Raw genomic sequence first — 19,977 nt, forward strand, 5'->3', positions numbered from 1 at the left:
TTATTCGTAAACGAGCGCAAGATCTGTGAGCATCTTTCTACTATTAAAGTGAAGATAACGTAACGGTGGCTTCCACGTCAAACGTTAGCTGTTTTCACCCGATTTTTTGTGCTGGATATTAGCTGTAAACAATTAAAAAGCCTGACCCTGTCGGATCAAGCTTTTGGTTTCATATTTTCAGTTAAAAGTTCGTCTGGCATTTGCGCAATCAGTTGGGGTCAAATAGCCGGTTCGATCAGACCGTATCGGCCATCGTCCCTTTTATAGACCACGTTCACTTGCTCCGTGTCCATGTTGGAAAAAACGAAGAAATCATGACCAACCATGTTCATCTGCAGAATCGCTTCGTCGATATCCATCGGTTTCAGCGTAAACCGCTTCGTCCGGACCAGCTCGTAATCCTCCTCTTCCTCATCCATGGTGAGAACCGGGCTTTCCAGCTTGCTCAATTCGCGTTTGTTGCCTTCCAGGCGGATTTTACGATTCATTTTCGTTTTGTGTTTGCGGATTTGACGTTCCAGCTTGTCGACTACCAGGTCAATTGCCGCATACATGTCTTGATCTTTATTCTCGGCACGGAGCAGGACGCCCTGGAGCGGAATCGTCACTTCCACCGTGTGGATGTTTTTGACTACGCTAAGTGTCACAAATCCTTCCGAGTTGAGGGGGGCTTCAAAGTACTTCTCCAGTCTGCTCAGCTTCTTCTCCACATACTCCCTGAGGGCAGCTGTTATCTCGAGATGATCTCCTCGAACGGTGAATTTCATATAAAACTCCTCCCTTCTGTCTCCATTATACACCAACTATTTTGAATATTCAAAAAATCTTAATATACGTTTTGTGTCCGTTCTGCGGCTAAACCGTGAACTTAGGGCACATGCAAAAAAACACCCCGGATTGCAATCCAGGGTGCTGGTTCAAACATCTTTACCATGTTTTATGAACCGGCCAAAGGGCCGAATAATTACAGCTTGTTTACGTTAGCTGCTTGTGGTCCGCGAGCGCCTTCCACGATGTCAAACTCGACAGCCTGACCTTCTTCTAGTGTTTTGAAACCGTCCGTTTGGATTGCAGAGAAATGTACGAATACGTCTCCGCCGTCCTCGCGCTCAATGAAACCGTAGCCTTTTTCCGCATTGAACCATTTTACTTTACCTTGCATCGGACACATTCCCTTCGTCTTCAAATAAATGTAAGCCTTTGCTTACCTTTTGAATATATCACCACGGAAATAATTGTGTCAATCTGATGACAAGATAATCCTAAATATTTTGAAAATTTAGGTATTCACATTTTCGACAGCATAGGCTTTAAGCCCTAGATCCCTTGTCGAAAGCGGGATTTAAGCACTTATTCACAGAGTTATCAACAAAGTTATACACATTGTCCACAGGGAGAGATTTGTGTTAGTTTTGGAATTCTACCAGAACAAATGGATAAAATTCGAAGGCTGACAGATCCTTTAACGTTGTTTCTACAACTTCGCCTTCTTTGTCCAGCAGCGTGAGACGTGCTCCCCGATTTGTAATTAGATCATTGATCAGATCAAGGAATGGGCCTTCATCCGCTCCAAGCATCGCTTTATTCCATTCGAACGTGATTTTCTTAATCTTCCGGTCTTGTATCAATTTTTTCATCCCCAGAAAAGCATGATACTCTCCGCCCTCGATATCAATCTTAACCAGATCAATCGTATCCAGCTCTTGCAATTCGTTATCTAAGGACACAGCTTCGATGTCCCGGATTGTATAGTGATCGATTAAATTGTCGTCTTTAGGCTTCTCCTTCCACGAAGAATACCCATGAAATCTTTCCGAGCTCCGAAATTGCAGGATCTTATCTTCCGAATAAACCGCTTTGTTTATAACGGTTACGTTCTCCGTAAGCCAGTTCATTGCCAAGTTATCCTTTAAGACAGCAGCCGTGTTAGGGTCCGCTTCATATCCGATAACCTTTCCCGTATTTCCGACTACTTTGGCCGCCAGTACCGTAAAATAACCTATGTTGGCTCCCACATCTACGACCGTATACCCGGGCTTCAGCTGAGTAAGGAAATATTTCGTTAACGGAACTTCAAACATTCCAGTGGTAACTAATGTGGGCATAAGGCTTAGGTCATTAGACGGAATAGTTATTACAGCATTGTAAGCCAGTTTAACCATCATTTTATTGTTCCCTATATAGGTTCCGTGCATCTCATGATCGCTCCCAAAATAATATTATTATCTACCTATAAATTGTTTCTATCAAAAATCCGATGCTCTATATTAGTGAAAAATTCAGGGTATGCAACAGCATCGTCTAATAAAGATATAGCTGTTTGAATCTGAGTTAAATCCTCTTTAGATTTTCCGCTCATCACATTAAGTAAATAATACATATACAAAAGATCACTATTGTCGATACTTCTTTTAAACAAATCATTAAGAATATCTAATGCTTGGGGATCTCTTTGAAGCTCAATCAAGCATAGAACAATCCATTTGACATAAACGCTCTGTGTGCTAATAGAATCAGTTTCATGATAAAATTGAACAAACTGATTTAAAGCTTCCTCATATTGCTCTTCTAGAAAATAAATATAAGCTTGGTAATACGGAAGATGTTGAACACCTCTTCCCTTCACCTTGGTGTAGCATTTCACTTGCTTCAAACCAGAATCATCATTATTCTCATGATTTACACGCTCAGCAGCTATTTCCCACCTCGCAATTTCGTGTCCTTCAATTAGAGGATACAAAACTGGAACTAATATTTCATTTGCAGTTGAATATAAAAGTAGCTTTCGAAATTTTTCCCAATCATCTCTACCTGCAAATTGCTCTTCTCTAAATGAAATGTCCCAGTCAACAAATTCATTATTTGGATGTTGCTCTAGTTTAGCTATATCCTTATAGAACAATAAAAGTTCTGGAATTATTCTATTCCACTTGAAATTACACGCGGTTTCCAAACCATTTAATTTTAATTGCTGATACAAGTCAGGATTGTCTATAAGGCTCTTAATTTTCTGTGCTTGATCATCTGAATCCCCAATTCTCGAAAATAATGAATTCACACTATCAATTGCGTACTCCTTAACCCCCACATTATCAGTAGTTACAAGCGGACACCCACAGGCCATTGCCTCCAAGCCTGGTAAAGAGAAAGACTCATAATGAGAACCCGACACATAAACGAATGCCCCCCTATAAAGCTCAGCAATTTGAGTTTGAGAAGGACTCACGAAAATCCTAGTGATTTCCGGATAATTTCTTGCCGGTTCATAGGGCGTTATCCATATTAGATCTAATTCATAACCAGCATCCTTTAATGTACTATAGGCTTTGATGATATCATTAATTCCCTTGAATTCCTGCTGCTCCCCTCCCATCATTAACAAATACGGAGTATTTGTTTTATAGCTATTTCCATGTAAGGTGAAGATTTCGTCATCCAAAGCGTTGTGAAAAACAACGGAGTCCCGAGAATATACTTTCTTGATATAATCGGCGCTCCTTTCAGAAACGGTTGTTATATACGTGGGTAGCTTAAATAATTTACGTATAGTTTCCAGCTTATCTTCATCGATTTGTGTATGATCAAATAAGTGAAAATCTCCCTGCTCAAAATAAACTACTGGTGCTATTCCTGTATCCATACAGGCTTGAATATGATCCCAGTAAGTAGATACAATAACATCGCAATCAGGGATTCCTTGAGCAGCATCAATCCCGAATGGAACTTTTAAATATTCGGCTTCAATTGGGAACCAATCCGGTTTTACAAAGTGAGAAACGATAGTAACCCGGGCTCCCCATCTTTTTAAGTTATTTGCATGTTCAAAAACAATCTTGGTACCGCCGCACACGCTAACATGAGCCATCACATAAACAATATGAATATTGTCGCTTGGGGTTTGTTCTTTTTCTCTCAAAATCTCCGGAACGGCATATTTCAGATTTCTTATCCTATTTTGATATTCATTAGCGCGAAGTTGTTTAATCATCCCTCTACCCTCTAACTTAAGAAATCTTAATCTTTAACCATTAATGAAATATGAGCTAAGGAATAATAATTATTTCTTTTTAACTCTTCTATTATTGAAGTAATGTAAGTGGCATTATGTTCAATAATCTTAGCAAAAGATTGAATAGTTCTTAAAACAACATCATCATTTAGACCTTGATGTTTACCGGAAACCCCGACAAGATGAACTTTGAGCATAGCATAAATAGTCGAAATGATTGCATAGCCCAGGAACAAAGAGTCATTTTCCTCAGATAACACAGGGAATAATATATTAAATAGATAGTTAACTATATAGTTCTCCATAATATATTCCTTGGTATTCATATATGGAGAATAAAAATTTTTAAAATTTTCTTCATAATTAAATTTGAAAGAGTTTAGTGTGTATTTTTCTTGATCTATTTTCAAGCCTTCCATCATTTCGTTAAATGTTAATTGATATCTTTCACTCGAAATGCCCATTTCTATCCGTGATTTAATTAATTCAAATAATACTTGTAGCTGTAATTCTAAATTAACTTGGATTTTCTCGATAGACCTCAAATAGTCCGTATCTTGCATTTTTTCTTTATACGAATTAATTACATCTGGAATAGTGTCCCCTTTATTTTCATCAATATCTTTTTGTAAGGCGTTTATAAATAACCCCAATAACACCATTCTGTCACCCAGTGATATATGACGATTTTGAACTATTTCAATAGATAACATTCTTATCGGCCAAAAATATTGTGCCAACCCTCTTTCTGAGCTATTCCTTTTTAAAAGTGTCCACTGCTGTTCTATGTCAATCTCAATTTCTTCAAACTCAATTCCTTTGGCTTCAAATAATACTAATCTAGCAATTTCAGGACAAGATACTCTTCCAGATAGCTCATAAACTCCATCCAGTTTGTTCAAGTTTCGGGGATAGGTCGTACATGTTTTGGATAAGGCTTGCTCTCCTATTTCTTTTTGGATCATACACCACTTATCAACTGTAAGCATGGGACAACACAAATCATCTTTTAGAATAAACCTTGCGTAGTACTCCTCTGGGTCTGAATTATCTTTACTTTTAACTCTTTTCATTCCATCTTTTATTTTGTTTCTCAATGTGGGATCAGTGATTTTTTGATAACTTTTAAATGTCTTCTTATCCAATGATACTGTCCAACCTGCGCAACAAGTATCTTCACATTCTCCACCAATACATTTAAATTTCTTCATGTATTCTGGCATTAATGTTATTTGCTTCATCTTTATTACCTCCGCGGATAACCATTTTAAGCTGAAATTATTTTTTCAAGGCGGGCAGCAGCTAACTTGAAATTGTCTGATGCACTAAGACGATATTCAACCACAGCTTTACTTATTTGATGGGTCAACTCATAATATAAGCCCAAATTGTAACGAGCTTTAAAGGAACCTACGCCCTCTACAGTTTCATATTTATTTGAATCAGGTTCGCCCAGTTCAATACACGTCTGAAAGGTTTCTGGAATCAAATACACATATTCCGCTGATTTCATTTCAATGAGTGTACATCCAAATAAATAATACAAGTCCGTATAATCTGGATAAATTTCTATTCCTCTTTGTAGCAAATTAAATAATTCCGAATAATTTTTTTCTTTTAATAATGCCCATCCATAAATTTGAATAACTGTGCTGTAATAAGGCTGATTTAATGGCTCTTCAAGATAAACTTTTTTTAAATAATCAATAGCCTTTTTATTTTCCCCCATTACATAATAAGTTCGGCCAATTTGAAAATTAATATATGAACCATTCCTGGAATTTTTTAGTTCGTTAAATAGCAAAGATAGATTTCGTTCATATTTGTCTTTTGCTATTAAGTTTAAGTTGAGATATCCCTTGTGTTCTAAAGTAATATTCGATTGAAAATAGGTTGTATTGGAGCTTTCACTTTGTATTTGTTCATGAATAGCACCCGCGTAGGAAAAGCCACTACAATTTTTAAAAATTCTAGAGATACTTGATTTTACCGTTTCCTTATTTTCTTGTTCATTTAAAATAATTACCTTGCCAATTTTATCACTATCATCAAATAGCAAATTACATGTATCCCTAAAACACTCTTCTTGATTGGGTAGAACCCGTTCATCTGCATCTATCATCAAAATAATAGGTTGTGTAGCAATTTTAATCATTTCATTTCGTATTATTGAAAAATCATTTTTCCATTCCATGTGATGTACTCGAACATTTTTACTAATGGCTATTTTTACTGTGTCATCTTCAGAACCAGTATCAACTAATATTATTTCTTTCACATAAGGTTTAACCGAATCAATACAAGCACCGATGTTATCTTGTTCATTTTTAGTCATTATGCAAGCGGATATAGGCTGACTCAAGTTGATTCCCCCTGTGATCTAATAAAAAACAGGTGCCTATAAGGCATAGGCACCTGCTCTGACTTACTGATACGTGTACCCACCAGTAAGCGTAACTGTCTGGCCATCAGGATTGATTACTTTAACGTCTACGGGTCCTAGTTTGGCAGAAGAAGGAGCTCTGAATCGGACTTGATTAGCACTTAAAAAAGTAACATCAAATGGAGCTCCATTGTTGAAAGAAACCTTAGCGCCGCTGACAAAATTACTTCCGTTAATATAAGTGAAATCGCCACCTGATTTTGGTCCGCTATTAGGGCTAATCGAGGTTATAGTAGGTGCTGGCTTCATCGGTTTAGGATCAAAAGTAAACCCAGCCTGTAATAATGTCGCTTGTCCATCAGGATTAACTACCTTGATCGAAACAGTCTCAGCTTTACTCCAAACTGGTGCCCTCATTCTAAGTTGTTTGTCGCTTATAAAAGTGGCTACCACTTCCTTATCACCAAAGAAAACCTTAGATCCCGTTTGGAAGTTTGCACCGTCAATTACAACAAACTCATTTGCGTCGATTACCATGTGATTCGGTGTTAAACTCGAAATTATGGCTGGTGGTGGAAGAATATATTCCAGACCGCCTGTACGCGTTACAATTTGTCCATCAACATTCGTTACTGTGATGTCGACTCTTTCTGCTCTAGGCCAAACAGGAACCCGGATTCGAAGCTGCTTGTCTGAGACAAATGTTGTCACAACTTGCTGATTGCCGATTTTAACGACTGACTGAGCTGCAAAGTGTTCTCCGTTGATTGTTACAAAGGTACCGCCAGTTACTAAAACTTGCTCTGGGGTTACACTAGTAATTTCAGGAGCAGGTCCTAGAGCCGGGCGAACATAAGTAAAGGGGCTGCTGACTTCTTGTCCATCCGGATTCACAACTTTAAGATTAATAGTGGCTTCCACTTCCCATTGCGGAGCTCTGACACGCAATTGTGTGGCACCTAGGAAACTAACAGAAACTTCTTTACTTCCAAAAAACACTTTTGCACCATTCTTAAAAGACTGTCCATTAATCGTAACGAAGTACCCGCCTGGCATTTCTCCTGTATCCGGAGATAACGAAGCAATAACCGGGGCTGGGTCAGCAGGTGGATTTATGAAATGAAGGCCCGCTGTCAAGGTACCCGACTGATTATCCGGATTCACTACCTTAACATCGACAAACTCTTCTTTATCCCAACCAGGCGCTCTAAGACGTAATTGCTTGGAATTAATGAAGGAAATAGATGTTATTTTTCTGTCATTTAGCCAAAGAACAGCTCCATCTTGAAAATTGTCCCCGTTTATAAACATAAACTCGCCGCTCGTTCTTACCACTTCTGCTGGATCTACACTGGTGACAACAGGTGCGGGTGGTGGTGGTGGTGCAAGGTATTCATACGCTTCTTTTAACGTAGCCTCACGTTTATACATATCCACAATTTTGACATCGACTTTACCTGTTACCAGTCTTTTTGGTGCAACGATATTAATTTTCTCTGATGAAACCAAAGTAAAGGTAACTTTCGCACCGTCCAGATAAACAGATAGGTTATTATCAAAATTCTTACCTTGGATGCTTATTGTATTTCCTCCTGCAAGTAATCCGCTATTAGGTGCAACAGAAAGCAATTCAAATACTTCAGGGAGGGTATAAGAATAGGCTTCTTTAGCCGTAGCCGATTGGCCATCTGAATTCTTAACAGTAATATCTACTTTCTCTTCTTGCGTCCATTGCGGAGCCCTGACTCTTAAATGCTGCTTGTCTATAAAAGTGAAGGAAACAATTTTATCTTTAAATAGCACTTTGGAATCGGCAAAGAAATTTTCCCCTGTAATATTTACAAAGTCTCCCCCCGCAGCAGGACCCGCATTAGGAGTAACGCTTGTTATTATTGGTGCAGGGTAATTATAGGTGTAGCCTTTACTAAGGACGGCTTCCTGCTTATCTGTATTCATAACCACTACATCAACGTTCTCAGCTTTAGCCCAGGAAGGCGTAGTGATCCTCAGCTCAGTTGCCGACACAAATTCAGTCGGTACCACACTTTGATTAAATTTAACGATAACTCCTGATTTAAAATGTTCCCCTGTAATTGTCACGGTATCTCCACCGGTTGTTAGCCCTGCAGCAGGTTGGATACCAAGCACCACAGGTGCTTCAAGATACTCATAGGCATCCCTGCTGGTTACGCTTGTCCCATCTGGATTAAGAATTGTAACGTCAACAAACCCTGCTGCGGTTCCAGCTGGAGCGGTCACTTTAATTTGTTCATAAGTTGCAGCTTTAACAGTTGCATCGTGCTCACCAAATTTAACACGAGCCCCATTCATGAAGTATTTACCGGTAATCACCACTTCATTGCCGCCAGAAAGCTTGCCTTGTTTAGGGACTATTGAAATAATCTCAGGATTCGCATAGTAATTATAGGAATAATTGGCAAACTGACCATCTGTATTAGTCACCCTAACTTCCGCAATACCCTGTGGTCCAGGAGGAGCAATCACAATTAACTTAGTAGAGTCAATAAATTGCACCGAACTTACTGCAGTATTCCCGAAAGTTACCTTGGGATTAGCCCTAAAATTCGCTCCATGTATAGTTACTGTTTCTCCACCTTGAATCAGGCCCTTATCTTCTACTAGAGAAGTGATCTGGGGTGCTGGATATATCACGTCTATTGAAGGATTGGGTACTTTAGTTTGATGCGGAGTGCCCAAATAGTCTTTGAAGGTAACATCAATATCTGCACTTCCGACGGATAGATGTCCAACTCTCTCTCCAATTTTATGTCTTATCTTGTAATTGAAGGTAAGCGTTTCCTTTTTTAATTCATTAAAGGTCCATGTTAACGTATTTCCGACTACAGTTGGTTGTGGAATATTGTCTTTATAGGATCCCGGAACAATCTCGAATTCAGGGGCAACTGTATCCTTAACGGTAACGTCGTAGGCACTCGCCATCCCTATTTCTTCCACAATAGCCCGATAAATCTCTGCTAATCCTACTGAGCCGAGTACGAAGTGATGATGTTGAGCCGTAGTCGCCATGTCTTTCATTAGCAAATTCGGAGCGCTGGTATTGGGATTCTCGTTCTGTTTTAATAAGGCGATCGTATAAAAAACGATTCCTTCACTTTTTGCCCCATTTGCTTGGTCAAGAGCTAGTTTCCGTGCATTTTCAACTGGGGCCGGTTCAGTAGCTTCTCCGTCTGTAAGTAATAAAATGACCGGTTGTGCCTCGGTTCTATGTCCCCTTAATAATTCACGAGCCTTTTCAATTGCCAGCTTTGTATTGGTACCCCCAGATGCCTTTATCCCATTAATATAACTTTTAACATCTGCCGGGTTTGAGGATAGATCTTTAAATTTCACATCACTCGCAAAGTCTACAACACCCACGCGATGTTTAGTAAAATCCAGTAAATCTATAAATCCAGTAGCAGAATTTTTGGCGTTTGTCATTTTATCTTCGCCATTATTATTCTTAGGATCCATACTACCGGATCTATCAATAATCAAAATGATATCATTGGGCTTAACAACATTAACACTGTCTGATCCTTGTATATTAAGAGTAACCGTCGATTCTCCCCCTTCTAAAATTTGAGTCGGGTTAATTGTTTTCGTTACTCTCACAATCTCATCAGAACTTGCCATTGAACTATAACCAGGCAAAATAGCAAATACTAAGAGTAAAGATAAAAATAAATTGATGGTTCTTACCATCGTTTTTTTCATAGGGCAACCCCCTCGGATTTAGTTTTTAATATCCACAAAAAAAGCATCATTCATGTAAGATGCTTGTTTGATATAAACATTTGAAGCGTTTTTCTTTTTTTCTATCGCCACAATTTGTTTTTCCAGAGTTTTCTTTTCTGATTCTAAGGCTTGCGTAATTTCATCATGCATATTCTTAATTTCTTTCAACTTCAACTTATCTTCGTCCGTGATGCTCCTTTGTTCTAGCGAAGCATATAATTTATTAATTACTTCAGAATATTTTTCATAAACTTCAAAACATGGTGATTTAAGTATGCATGTATAGTTTGCTGAAATTTCCTCAAGTATCTGTCGAGTACTAAGCATTAACATGGCTCCCGCTGGCTTTTAGTGAAAGCATAGCCTGCTTCCATGTATCAACCATTCCTCTAGCGAAATCAAGAACCTCATTTAGCATATTCTCATCTTTTTTAATAATAAATTCAGCAATATACTGATTATAAAACATATACAAACTACTTAAATTTTTAGATATATCATATTTCATATCTAAGGTTACAATTAATTCCCCGAGTATAGTCTTAACCTTATACAAGGACTGGTTCATCTCTTCATACTGATTTTGAGAATACAACTGCTTCGCTTGAAGCAATAATTTGACCATTTCCTGATATAACAGCAAAGTCAATTCTCCCGGGCTTGCCGTCTCAACACGAACTTTCAAATATTGCTGTTGTTTAGCGTTTTGCATTTGTTAACCTCTCTCATCAGTTGTAGTTTGTAAACAATCATTTACCGTAGCTGCGAAGAAATCCACGAACCCTGACTATTTAATTTTTGAAGCGCCTTCTCCATCGCACCAAATTTCTTATAGTATCGATTTTCAACATCTAATAATTTACGTTCTAGATCCGATTCCCTTTTACTAAAATCTTTTAACTGTTTTCCTAGCACACTCTCATCTAATGCTTCGATAGATCCTGAACCAATCTTCTTAGTAAATTTAGTGAGCTGTGCACCTATAGTCTCATACAAACGATCAGCAAAACCTAATTCACTTGTTCGTTTTTTCATATTCTCAGGGGTATCATTGGGCGTATCAGAAGACTTAGTAAACAATACCTTAACTTCATCAAATCTAGTATTAATCGCCTCTTGAAGTTTCTTTTCATCAATCTCAAGCTTACCGTTCTCACGGAAATCATTTATCACATTAATACCAATTTGTGAAAGGAGTCTTAATTGACTATTGGGATCGGATGGGTCAGTAATTCCTTCTAAAGGTATGTTAAGAGCAGATCGCATAGAAGTTAATGTATCTTTGAGTAAACCATCGTTATATAGATCCCCTTCACGGGCCTTTTTCTCCCATAATGTAATCTGGGAATCCGTCATGGCCTCTTTTTCCTCGCTAGTCAACGGTTGATAGGCGCGGTTCTTCTTAGCCGTGGTTGCTTCGGAAAATTTATCAACTATTTCATTGTACTGTTTCACAAAATTTTTTAATTTATCTACTACTGATGAACGATCCGCCATAGCTCCGATAGAAGCCTCACCTTGGCCTCGAAGAGTAACCTGAACTCCATTAATGGTTACACTGTTTGAATTCGCTGTAATATTAGTGCCGTTGACACTATATGCTGAATCTTGCCCTTGTGCATTCAATGGTGTACCTGCTCCGAAAACATTTGCAAATGTACCATTGGCATCTGTGACTTTAACTTTTGAACCAGCGCCAGTTGCCGTAGAATTTAGATACAAAATACCACTGGACCGATCAAAACTAGCCTTTACTCCTGTATTCGCTGATGCATTATTGATATCCTTCACAATAGAATCAATAGTGGAGTCGGCAGTAACTGTAATTTCAACTGACTTAGCCGGATCTGACCCCTCAATAGTAAATGAACCACTAAGGTTTAATTTCTCTGTCGGCAGCTTATTTACTTTTTCGCTAATTATAGAAGCAGAGTTGGCCAGCTGAGTTACCTTAACATTGCTTACGCCGGGATTTGTACCGCTGGATGAAATATCCAGAACAGCTGTATTAGATGATGTTGATTTGACTGTTTCAAATTTACTCTCAAACCTGAGCTCATTCATCGTATTACGCAGAGCAAGCAAAGATGTGTTCATGGAACGATAATCTTCCCTCTGCCATAATGTCATCTGCTTCTTTTTTACCAGATTATTTAGTGGCACTTTCTCAGTATCCATTAATTTTTTGATTATGCCATCTGTATCCAGTTGCCCACTAAAACCTGTTAGCCTTGTTGGTCCGCTGATACCCGCCATTATACCCCTCCATCAAATTTTTCTATCTAAAAAAACTCCCACATTTACACATATGTTATACATCATATCCAACATTTTCTCCGAAGGAATTTCTCTTATAACTTCTTCGGTATCATCATTAACCACAACAACCATAATTGTGTTTGTCTTATCATGAACCTTCACTTTTATGTGTGTATCTGAGTCCGCTAAAACTGTATTTACCTTTTCAACAAGCTGAGGCAGAGTAACGCTTTCTTCTAGCTTGGGATTTGTAGTTGAATCGGCTTCTATCAAGCCGGAGACAGTCGAAGCAGAGATAACGTTTAACAACGGCGCAAGAGAAACAGGTATAGAGCTTTGATTAACCTTCATTTAATACTCTCCTGACGTAAGTATTAAAAAAACCGGCCGGAATCCCGGCCGGCCCTATGCTGGTCTTAACGAAGCAATTGCAGAACGCCTTGCGGCTGTTGGTTAGCCTGAGCAAGCATTGCAGTTGCAGCTTGTTGAAGAATACCATTCTTCGTGAATTCGCTCATTTCTTTAGCCATGTCTACATCACGAATACGGGATTCAGCAGCCTGCAGGTTTTCAGCAGTTGTGCCCAGGTTGTTAATCGTGTGCTCCAGACGGTTCTGAACAGCACCCAGGTTAGAGCGTGTTTCGGATACTTTGTTGATAGCATCTTGTACGGCAGTAACGTTCTTACCTGCGTTTGCGTTGGAATCAAGAGCTGCAAAATCACCCTTGGCTACTTTCAATGTTGCTGCGTCCATTTTCTCTAGAGTCAGAGCAATAGTCTCGCCTTCGTTAGCACCTACTTGGAAGTTTAACGTTGCAGTAGAACCATTCAGCAATTTTTTGGTGTTAAATTGAGTTTGGTCCGCGATGCTAGTAATTTGATCGGACAGAGCGTCTACTTCTGTTTTAATTTTTGCTGTGTCTGCTGTAGTTAAAACTTCGTTAGCTGCTTGTGTAAACAATTCACCCATACGTTGCAACATTGAATGAGTTTCATTCAAAGCGCCCTCAGCTGTTTGAATCAAGGAGATACCATCCAAAGCATTTTTGGAAGCTTGCTCCAGACCACGAATTTGGTTGCGCATTTTCTCAGAGATTGCAAGACCTGCAGCATCATCAGCAGCACGGTTGATACGGAAACCTGAAGACAGTTTCTCCAGAGATTTGCTTTGTGCCGAGTTGTTAGTCGACAGTTGACGTTGTGCATTGTAAGAAGAGATATTGTGGTTAATACGCATAATAAAATTCCTCCTTGAATGTAGGTAGTGATCGCATCCTTGCGTTCACCTAATTGTGGATTCAGCGAGTTTAGTCGGCCGCCAAAGCCCGCTTGCCTCCCATAATATATATATCGGATCACATGGATAGTTACTTTAGAGCTATTTTGATAAAAACGAAAAAAATTATTTGCCTTTAACGGCTTTTAACAAGGATGCCGCATTGAGATCCATTTTAACCGCCGCTTGGTTTTCCGCCTGGATAGCCTTGTAAATCTCTTCACGATGGATCGGAATATCCTTAGGTGCTTCTATTCCGATCCTTACCTGATCTCCGGCAACCTCCAAAACCGTGAGGACGATATCCTGACCGATTATAATTTTCTCACCTTTGAGGCGGGAGAGAATCAGCATATCAGGCTCCCCCCTTGATTAGAGAATATCGGATCGGATAATTCGTGCTTTCCAATATAATCTGGGCCGCTTTATTGCGTTTTTTATTTAAAATGATTGGTGCCTTCAGGTTCATCGTAACATTATCCTTGGCACGCACACTTACAATACCGAATACTTGCGTGTCCCCTTCGTTCTTTAATTCAAGCTGCTCACTGACAGCCTTGGGAAGCTCGAACTCATAGGCAGGCTCAAACAGAAAGGGTTCCGCGATAACAAAGGCCAAATCCGCATCACTCAATGACTGGAGCACGTGGAAAGTGGGATCTTCGTTATCTAATTGCAATAACGCATAGCGGCGGTTAGTCTCAAATCCAAAGATACCTGCTTCAAATGTAATCAACTGTTCATCCGAAACGTCAATTTCACCAAATCTTGTAGATTGTACGATCATTAAATTTTCCTCCTAATAAAAAGAAAGAATAGCTATAAAATTATAGCTATTGTCTCATATGCTTTAAATAGATGCATCCCAATTTCCCCCGACTACTGAAAAAGAAATTGCATTTTTTTGAGTAACATAGGCTTCTAATTTACCGGCTTCATACTGAATACGCGGAGAGTTCAGCTTGGGATCAAATGTAATCTTACCGTCTTGGACGGTTGTATGAATTACACTCGGAGCATAGTTGATATCTACATTATCATAAGAAGGTTCAGCCGTTACCTGCACAAGCCGGTCTTTAAACGCATTTTGACGAGCGATATCCGCAAAGGCGTTGGAATGATTAGTTATCTCCATCATCCGGTCACCGTTCTGGGCAATCTCCGCGATATTCTGCATAGAAATATCAAAAGCGCTTTGTGCGATTAGATCTCTCATTTCAATGAGTTTGGAAGAACCTAAAGCAGACCAAGCCCTTGTGGAGTCAATCTCTAGGTTAGACTTCTCCGTTTCCATGCTAACTTTGGGGTTGTCCTGTTGAAGGTTTAATTCCGCTTTAGGTTGTTCGATAGATAACTTTCCCTCTGTGGTAGAAAGTCCGATTTTGGTGTACTGCTGGCTGATCTGAATACGCGGAATTTGCATATGAGGCTCCTTTTATCTCAGGAAGTCGAGCAAGCTCGGACGAATAATCCGCCCCATCGTATCAAGAGAAGCCTGAAACACGCTCTCCGCAGTCTTTAAATCGGTAATTGTTTTGGGTACATTTACATCTTCGATTTTAGATTGCAGATCGGTGTAGTTTAAAGTTAGATCTTCCAAACGATCGGTTGTAAATTGAAGACGATTTTGGCGGGCACCAACATCTGCTTGTGCGAAGAGAACCTGATCCATAGACGTCTGAATCTCTTTTATACTCTTTTCAATGCCGGCTGTATTATCGCCGTTTAAAGCAGTTTTAAGGTTATCCAGTACTTTAAAAACATTTGCTGCCTTGGTCGGATCAGTCGGGTCTTGAAAAGGACCGAAAACATTCTTTCCCAGAGAATTTACATCGACATAAATTCCTGCACCTATCTGATAACGCATAACGCCTTCGTCAAGGCTGTATGAGGTGTTTGCCGGATCGTCCGAAAATGGCTTCTGATCCGTTGTTTGTCCGTTAAATATATATTTTCCCTTGAATTGAGAATTGCCGATGGCAACCATTTGCTTATAAAGCTCATCAATTTCTTGTCCAAGAATCTTTCTGGCCTCAGGGTTATTGGATTCTGTTGCCCCTTGTACCGCTTTTTCAGAAACCGTCTGTAGGATTTTTACAGCCTCGTTCATCACGGTATCCGAAAAATTCATCCAAGAGTCCGCATCCTTGGCATTTTCGGCAAATTGATCCGTCATGTCAATTTCGCCCCTATAACGAAGCGAGCTGGATATGCCTACGGGATCGTCGGAAGGCCGGTTAATTTTTTGCTGCGTTAACAGCTGTTCCTGATATTTATCCAATCTATTATAGTTCGTTTGGAGATTTTTCATCATCGACGAGCTCATCATATTCTGTGTGATCCGCATTTAGCTATCCCTCCTATCTGCCGACAACGCCGGTCCCGTTAATCAATTTGTCGAGCATTTCGTCTACCACTGTGATAACCCGAGCTGAAGCGTTGTAGGCGTGCTGGAATTTAATTAGGTTGGCTGTTTCCTCATCGGGCGACACGCCGCTGATGGACTGACGCAGGCTGTCTGCATGATCGGTGAGCAGTTCGCCGTTTTCGAGCATTTTCTTGGCATGATCGGTTTGAACGCCCAACTGGCTCATTACCGCTTCATAGTAACCGCCGTACGTAGAGGACGCTGTCAGGGCTGTACCGCCGAAATCAAACGTCTTCTCCGCCAAGCCGCCGATAAGAAGCGCCAGATCGCCGTTGCTTTGCACCACTTTGTTGGTAGGTGCCGCGGGCGGTTTGCTGACGGTTTCAATACGCAGGGAAGCTGCGATCTTCTTCAAATCTTTGGCGATGTCCGGGTTAACCCGGATGTTCTGCGCCGTAAATTTCCCCGATCCGTCGGAAGTAACGAAGAAGTCCTGCCCGTTGGTAGCCGGATCTTCGAGGGTGTATCCGAGCTTATGAAGCCCATTCAAGCCATCGACGGTAACCTTGGCGTCCGCAGCCAGCTTGCGTGGATTGGCCGGATCCATTTTGGCTCCTGCCGGAGGTGTCATGCCATTAGGCAGAATGCTTCCCGCCGGAAGGGTAACCTCGATTTTACCGGTAGCCAGCGTATTGGCCATGAGATCGATTTGTTTGGTATATTCGGCAATGAATGTGTCACGAGACTGTACATAGCCGAAGATCTCACCGGAAGTAACGCCCGCCACATCGGCCTGCACGATAGAATCCGAATTGAGATCGTCGATAACCTGCTTCGTTCCGAACGTGATCTGGTAGGTCTGCGATGTTTCCGTTACTTTCACGTTGCCGAGCTTGGACAATTGATCGACGAGGTAGTCACGTTTATCCCGGAGATCGTTGGCGTTATCTCCACCCGACTCAATGTGCTTAATCTGCTTCGTCAAGTCGGAGATCTCAGACACATAGCTGTTCGCCTCGGATACTTTGATGTTGATTCTTTCCGTGATGTTGTTACCCATCGTCGCAAACTGATTGGCCATGCTGTTAAAAGAATCGGCCATCGCCATCGCCTGCTGAACGACTGCGGAACGGGCGGCCAGATCCTCCGTGCTGGGGTTTTTGCTAAGCGTCTGCCAAGCTTTCCAGAATTCCGTGATGTTCTTAGCCAGACCGTTGTTCGACGGTTCGTTAACGACGCCCTCAATGTTGCCGAGCGTTTCCGAAATAACTTTCGACTCGTTCATCAATGAGTTCTGATTCCGGTATTCCACGTCGAAATAAATGTCCCGGATGCGCTGGATCGCATTGACTTCAACCCCCATGCCCAGCTGGCCGGGAGAGGTGGAGTTGGTCACTGAAGGATATTCGAGCGGACGGGCGGCAACCATTTGAGCTACCTGACGGGAATATCCCGGAGTGTTGGCGTTGGTAATGTTGTGGCCTGTAGTATTCAGCGCGACTTGCTGTGCGATAACACCGCGCTTGCCGAGCTCCAGTCCATGAAATGTAGAACGCATAAATTCACTTCCTTTGCTGTAAGGCCTTAAACGGCCGGAATAGGTGCCGGGCTAAGCCCGTGTATCGAAGTAAGCGTTCTTGCGTTTGGCCTGCCCCTGCTGGGTAGGGTTCGCATAGATCGCGTCCTGCTCGGGTGTTGCCGTTAAGAGATCGAGTGAAAGGTCGATAAATCCCAGTGACTGTTCCACCAGCTGCTGATTTAGAGCATTGAGTTCTTTTAGCTGTCTGATTTCTTTTAAAAGCCGCTCCTGACAATCCATCAGCTGCTGTTTTTCTTCCGCTTTGAACACCAGCTTAACCAATTCTCCGACGGTTATAAAAGGGTTCGTTTTATAGCAGCGTGTTACCATATATTCATTGATCTTGACTACACGGCGCTGATCCAGCTCCTGGATTTCTTTAACGGCCTTGGATTCTTTCTGGACAATAGCCGACAGCTCTTCTATGGAGTTCTGAAGAATCGCTTCTCTCTTCCTTGTCCCAAGTTCCCGAAGTTCCTGGTGGCATTCAATGATGCGATTCAAAACGTTGACGATTTCGGATACGGACACAGCTTTTCACCCGTTTCTGCCGGTCTTATTTAAGGTACGGAAGGAGCTTCTCGGCGATCTTGCCCGCTTCCACATGGTAGGTTCCCGATTTAACCTGCTGCTTCAACTCTTCTATTCTGCGCATTCTATTCTCATCCCCTGCGGCTCCAAGCAGCTCTTTAGCTTCCGTGGAAATTTGAACCTCGTCTTTGGGACGGTTACGTTTATCAGCGGCAGCCGTTTGAAACTGTTCTTTATGCTTGGCATACGGATTTACATTTCCGATACGATGGCTATCATTAATTTTCATAGTTATTCACCTCTTGTTATCTGATGGAGGATCCTCTACTTTCCAAGGCCGCTTTACGGCTCGATTCTACAAAAAAACCGATAATGGTTATTACTATTATCGGCAGAAGGATATGATCTTTTTAGTTAAATAAAGCTTTTCTGATTAGTGCCGGTCTTTTAGGCGGTCCGTAATGCGAAAATGATGAGCGTCTTTTTCCGCGTTTGCGCTGTTTTTGCCCTCATCCATCATCTGATTCACATCTCGTACAAGGCGCTGCCGACAGGAGTCACACATGGTATGTTCACGAATAGGGTTTCCGCAAACTTCGCAGGGATAGGTCAGATTCGGTGAATCCGCTATCGAAATGCGGCCTTCGCGGATAAAACGGATAATCTGGCGCATAGGGACTTCCGTCTCTTCATGCAGCTCCTGAAGATCGCATTTACGATTCTGCCGCAGGTAGTCCGCACATGCAACATACTGAGCCTCGATGTCTTTTACGCAGGCCGGGCAGGTTTCGGCAAATCCTTTCACAAAAAGCTTTCCGCAGCGCGGACAGTTTTGAACGTTCATACTCATTATGATCACCTTATCAAACTTCAAGTATAGTATACGACTAGTGTAACGTATTGGACTTGCGTTGAGAAGGGGCCTTCTGAAAGAGTTGGAAATATGTTTATTTCTCTTCATATCATGCACCTTGGCAGAATTAGCGCGCCCACATCAACCCGTAAACCTCTACCGGTAAAGATTGCGTTATAGTCTGGGCACATTGGTTTAGAGTACTCCCCGTTGTGTAGACATCGTCAAGCAGGAGGACGCGAACCGGCCAGCCTTGACCCGCAATCCCTTCCTGCAGCCGTACAATCGATCCTGCGGCTTCCTCAAGAAGCATGAAGGCTCCCTGCAGATCGTTGAGCCGCTCCCCCCTTGACTTAAAGCTCTGCTTAGCCGTATGCCTTGTCCGCTCGAGCAGGGGCATAACTGGCAGCGAGAGCCGTCTTCCCAGCTCTACGGCCATGGCCTCTGCCTGATTGAAGCCTCTTTCCGCCAGGCGGCTGACATGCATGGGTACGTAACTGATGCAGTGAAAGCCGGAACCTTCGTGCCCCGCCGCCGGCAGTTCTTTGACCAATTGATGATAGGCATGTACCAGCATTCCGGAGAAAAGAGAAAGCAGACGCTCATTGCCCCTGTATTTGTAAGAGGCCAGCCATTCTTTCATCAGGGGGTCATAGCGGACTGCACTTCGGCTGTACCGGAAAAAACACGTCGTTCGTCGGATACAGTCCGGACAATCATCCGGACGGCCGCAAACCGGACAACGTACAGCCATTATCCAAGGAATGGCGTTAAAGCAGGTCATGCAAAGCCCGAGCCCGAGACTCTCTTTGGCGGAGCTTCTGCGCCCGCCGCAGCAAACACAATTAGCCGTTTCTCTATCGCGTTCGTTTATCTCGGCTTCAGGAAGCTGGAACCATCGTTTCACCTTGCTCCACCAGAGCGCAGGCGGCTTGGGGTTGGACAGACCAATCATTCGT

21 protein-coding genes are annotated in these 19,977 nt (G+C 41.6%); all 21 read right to left on the reverse strand.

The window, feature by feature from the left end; translation table 11 throughout:
- Positions 1 to 218: 218 nt before the first annotated feature.
- Positions 219 to 767 (reverse strand): ribosome hibernation-promoting factor, HPF/YfiA family, encoded by a 549-nt coding sequence (gene hpf, locus ACI48J_RS25835; protein WP_103996867.1) that lies wholly within the window; start codon positions 765 to 767, stop codon positions 219 to 221.
- Between the two features lie 197 nt (positions 768 to 964).
- On the reverse strand, positions 965 to 1,162 hold the full coding sequence (locus ACI48J_RS25840) for a cold shock domain-containing protein (protein ID WP_009677088.1): 198 nt from the start codon (positions 1,160 to 1,162) through the stop codon (positions 965 to 967).
- A gap of 244 nt (positions 1,163 to 1,406) precedes the next feature.
- Positions 1,407 to 2,195, reverse strand: a complete 789-nt coding sequence (locus tag ACI48J_RS25845) for an FkbM family methyltransferase (protein WP_405080869.1) — start codon at positions 2,193 to 2,195, stop codon at positions 1,407 to 1,409.
- A gap of 35 nt (positions 2,196 to 2,230) precedes the next feature.
- The gene (locus ACI48J_RS25850) at positions 2,231 to 3,988 is read right to left on the reverse strand and encodes a glycosyltransferase family 4 protein (RefSeq protein WP_405080870.1); all 1,758 of its coding nucleotides are present in this window, start codon (positions 3,986 to 3,988) and stop codon (positions 2,231 to 2,233) included.
- A gap of 26 nt (positions 3,989 to 4,014) precedes the next feature.
- The gene (fliB, locus tag ACI48J_RS25855; protein WP_326050673.1) at positions 4,015 to 5,250 is read right to left on the reverse strand and encodes a flagellin lysine-N-methylase; all 1,236 of its coding nucleotides are present in this window, start codon (positions 5,248 to 5,250) and stop codon (positions 4,015 to 4,017) included.
- Positions 5,251 to 5,276: 26 nt separating this feature from the next.
- A complete protein-coding gene (locus ACI48J_RS25860) occupies positions 5,277 to 6,371 on the reverse strand; it encodes a glycosyltransferase (RefSeq protein ID WP_405080872.1) in 1,095 nt (364 codons plus the stop codon).
- Positions 6,372 to 6,434: 63 nt separating this feature from the next.
- A complete protein-coding gene (locus tag ACI48J_RS25865) occupies positions 6,435 to 10,130 on the reverse strand; it encodes an IPT/TIG domain-containing protein (RefSeq protein ID WP_405080873.1) in 3,696 nt (1,231 codons plus the stop codon).
- Positions 10,131 to 10,148: 18 nt separating this feature from the next.
- Positions 10,149 to 10,478, reverse strand: a complete 330-nt coding sequence (locus ACI48J_RS25870) for a hypothetical protein (protein ID WP_326050670.1) — start codon at positions 10,476 to 10,478, stop codon at positions 10,149 to 10,151.
- A complete protein-coding gene (gene fliS, locus ACI48J_RS25875; protein WP_405080874.1) occupies positions 10,471 to 10,863 on the reverse strand; it encodes a flagellar export chaperone FliS in 393 nt (130 codons plus the stop codon). Before fliS ends, ACI48J_RS25870 begins: the two co-directional genes overlap by 8 nt.
- A 41-nt stretch (positions 10,864 to 10,904) precedes the next feature.
- The gene (gene fliD, locus ACI48J_RS25880; protein ID WP_326050668.1) at positions 10,905 to 12,407 is read right to left on the reverse strand and encodes a flagellar filament capping protein FliD; all 1,503 of its coding nucleotides are present in this window, start codon (positions 12,405 to 12,407) and stop codon (positions 10,905 to 10,907) included.
- A gap of 12 nt (positions 12,408 to 12,419) precedes the next feature.
- The gene (locus tag ACI48J_RS25885) at positions 12,420 to 12,761 is read right to left on the reverse strand and encodes a flagellar protein FlaG (protein ID WP_326050667.1); all 342 of its coding nucleotides are present in this window, start codon (positions 12,759 to 12,761) and stop codon (positions 12,420 to 12,422) included.
- 65 nt (positions 12,762 to 12,826) lie between these two features.
- Positions 12,827 to 13,648 carry a flagellin gene (locus tag ACI48J_RS25890; RefSeq protein ID WP_405080875.1) on the reverse strand — a complete coding sequence of 274 codons (822 nt, stop codon included), beginning with the start codon at positions 13,646 to 13,648 and terminating at the stop codon, positions 12,827 to 12,829.
- 165 nt (positions 13,649 to 13,813) lie between these two features.
- Positions 13,814 to 14,041 carry a carbon storage regulator CsrA gene (csrA, locus tag ACI48J_RS25895; RefSeq protein ID WP_405080876.1) on the reverse strand — a complete coding sequence of 76 codons (228 nt, stop codon included), beginning with the start codon at positions 14,039 to 14,041 and terminating at the stop codon, positions 13,814 to 13,816.
- A 1-nt stretch (position 14,042) separates the two neighbouring features.
- Positions 14,043 to 14,474 (reverse strand): flagellar assembly protein FliW, encoded by a 432-nt coding sequence (gene fliW / locus ACI48J_RS25900; RefSeq protein ID WP_405080877.1) that lies wholly within the window; start codon positions 14,472 to 14,474, stop codon positions 14,043 to 14,045.
- A gap of 63 nt (positions 14,475 to 14,537) precedes the next feature.
- The gene (locus ACI48J_RS25905) at positions 14,538 to 15,110 is read right to left on the reverse strand and encodes a DUF6470 family protein (protein WP_405080879.1); all 573 of its coding nucleotides are present in this window, start codon (positions 15,108 to 15,110) and stop codon (positions 14,538 to 14,540) included.
- Positions 15,111 to 15,122: 12 nt separating this feature from the next.
- A complete protein-coding gene (gene flgL / locus ACI48J_RS25910; protein WP_405080881.1) occupies positions 15,123 to 16,034 on the reverse strand; it encodes a flagellar hook-associated protein FlgL in 912 nt (303 codons plus the stop codon).
- A 13-nt stretch (positions 16,035 to 16,047) separates the two neighbouring features.
- A complete protein-coding gene (gene flgK, locus ACI48J_RS25915) occupies positions 16,048 to 17,613 on the reverse strand; it encodes a flagellar hook-associated protein FlgK (RefSeq protein WP_326050660.1) in 1,566 nt (521 codons plus the stop codon).
- Positions 17,614 to 17,664: 51 nt separating this feature from the next.
- On the reverse strand, positions 17,665 to 18,165 hold the full coding sequence (locus ACI48J_RS25920; RefSeq protein ID WP_326050658.1) for a flagellar protein FlgN: 501 nt from the start codon (positions 18,163 to 18,165) through the stop codon (positions 17,665 to 17,667).
- A 25-nt stretch (positions 18,166 to 18,190) separates the two neighbouring features.
- Positions 18,191 to 18,454: a flagellar biosynthesis anti-sigma factor FlgM gene (gene flgM / locus ACI48J_RS25925; RefSeq protein ID WP_326050656.1), complete on the reverse strand. Its 264-nt coding sequence runs from the start codon at positions 18,452 to 18,454 to the stop codon at positions 18,191 to 18,193.
- 144 nt (positions 18,455 to 18,598) lie between these two features.
- Positions 18,599 to 19,015 (reverse strand): flagellar protein, encoded by a 417-nt coding sequence (locus ACI48J_RS25930; RefSeq protein ID WP_009676992.1) that lies wholly within the window; start codon positions 19,013 to 19,015, stop codon positions 18,599 to 18,601.
- 130 nt (positions 19,016 to 19,145) lie between these two features.
- Complete coding sequence (locus tag ACI48J_RS25935) at positions 19,146 to 19,973, reverse strand: ComF family protein (protein WP_405080882.1); 828 nt, start codon at positions 19,971 to 19,973, stop codon at positions 19,146 to 19,148.
- Positions 19,974 to 19,977 lie beyond the last annotated feature (4 nt).

The organism is Paenibacillus chitinolyticus (assembly GCF_045038035.1).
Taxonomy (GTDB): domain Bacteria; phylum Bacillota; class Bacilli; order Paenibacillales; family NBRC-103111; genus Paenibacillus_F; species Paenibacillus_F chitinolyticus_A.

Coding starts and splice junctions, on each gene's coding strand:
- hpf (WP_103996867.1), bottom strand. CDS start 767: ATGAAATTCACCGTTCGAGGAGATCATCTCGAGATAACAGCTGCCCTC.
- ACI48J_RS25840 (WP_009677088.1), bottom strand. CDS start 1,162: ATGCAAGGTAAAGTAAAATGGTTCAATGCGGAAAAAGGCTACGGTTTC.
- ACI48J_RS25845 (WP_405080869.1), bottom strand. CDS start 2,195: ATGCACGGAACCTATATAGGGAACAATAAAATGATGGTTAAACTGGCT.
- ACI48J_RS25850 (WP_405080870.1), bottom strand. CDS start 3,988: ATGATTAAACAACTTCGCGCTAATGAATATCAAAATAGGATAAGAAAT.
- fliB (WP_326050673.1), bottom strand. CDS start 5,250: ATGAAGCAAATAACATTAATGCCAGAATACATGAAGAAATTTAAATGT.
- ACI48J_RS25865 (WP_405080873.1), bottom strand. CDS start 10,130: ATGAAAAAAACGATGGTAAGAACCATCAATTTATTTTTATCTTTACTC.
- ACI48J_RS25870 (WP_326050670.1), bottom strand. CDS start 10,478: ATGCTTAGTACTCGACAGATACTTGAGGAAATTTCAGCAAACTATACA.
- fliS (WP_405080874.1), bottom strand. CDS start 10,863: ATGCAAAACGCTAAACAACAGCAATATTTGAAAGTTCGTGTTGAGACG.
- fliD (WP_326050668.1), bottom strand. CDS start 12,407: ATGGCGGGTATCAGCGGACCAACAAGGCTAACAGGTTTTAGTGGGCAA.
- ACI48J_RS25885 (WP_326050667.1), bottom strand. CDS start 12,761: ATGAAGGTTAATCAAAGCTCTATACCTGTTTCTCTTGCGCCGTTGTTA.
- ACI48J_RS25890 (WP_405080875.1), bottom strand. CDS start 13,648: ATGCGTATTAACCACAATATCTCTTCTTACAATGCACAACGTCAACTG.
- csrA (WP_405080876.1), bottom strand. CDS start 14,041: ATGCTGATTCTCTCCCGCCTCAAAGGTGAGAAAATTATAATCGGTCAG.
- fliW (WP_405080877.1), bottom strand. CDS start 14,474: ATGATCGTACAATCTACAAGATTTGGTGAAATTGACGTTTCGGATGAA.
- ACI48J_RS25905 (WP_405080879.1), bottom strand. CDS start 15,110: ATGCAAATTCCGCGTATTCAGATCAGCCAGCAGTACACCAAAATCGGA.
- flgL (WP_405080881.1), bottom strand. CDS start 16,034: ATGCGGATCACACAGAATATGATGAGCTCGTCGATGATGAAAAATCTC.
- flgK (WP_326050660.1), bottom strand. CDS start 17,613: ATGCGTTCTACATTTCATGGACTGGAGCTCGGCAAGCGCGGTGTTATC.
- flgM (WP_326050656.1), bottom strand. CDS start 18,454: ATGAAAATTAATGATAGCCATCGTATCGGAAATGTAAATCCGTATGCC.
- ACI48J_RS25930 (WP_009676992.1), bottom strand. CDS start 19,015: ATGAGTATGAACGTTCAAAACTGTCCGCGCTGCGGAAAGCTTTTTGTG.
- ACI48J_RS25935 (WP_405080882.1), bottom strand. CDS start 19,973: ATGATTGGTCTGTCCAACCCCAAGCCGCCTGCGCTCTGGTGGAGCAAG.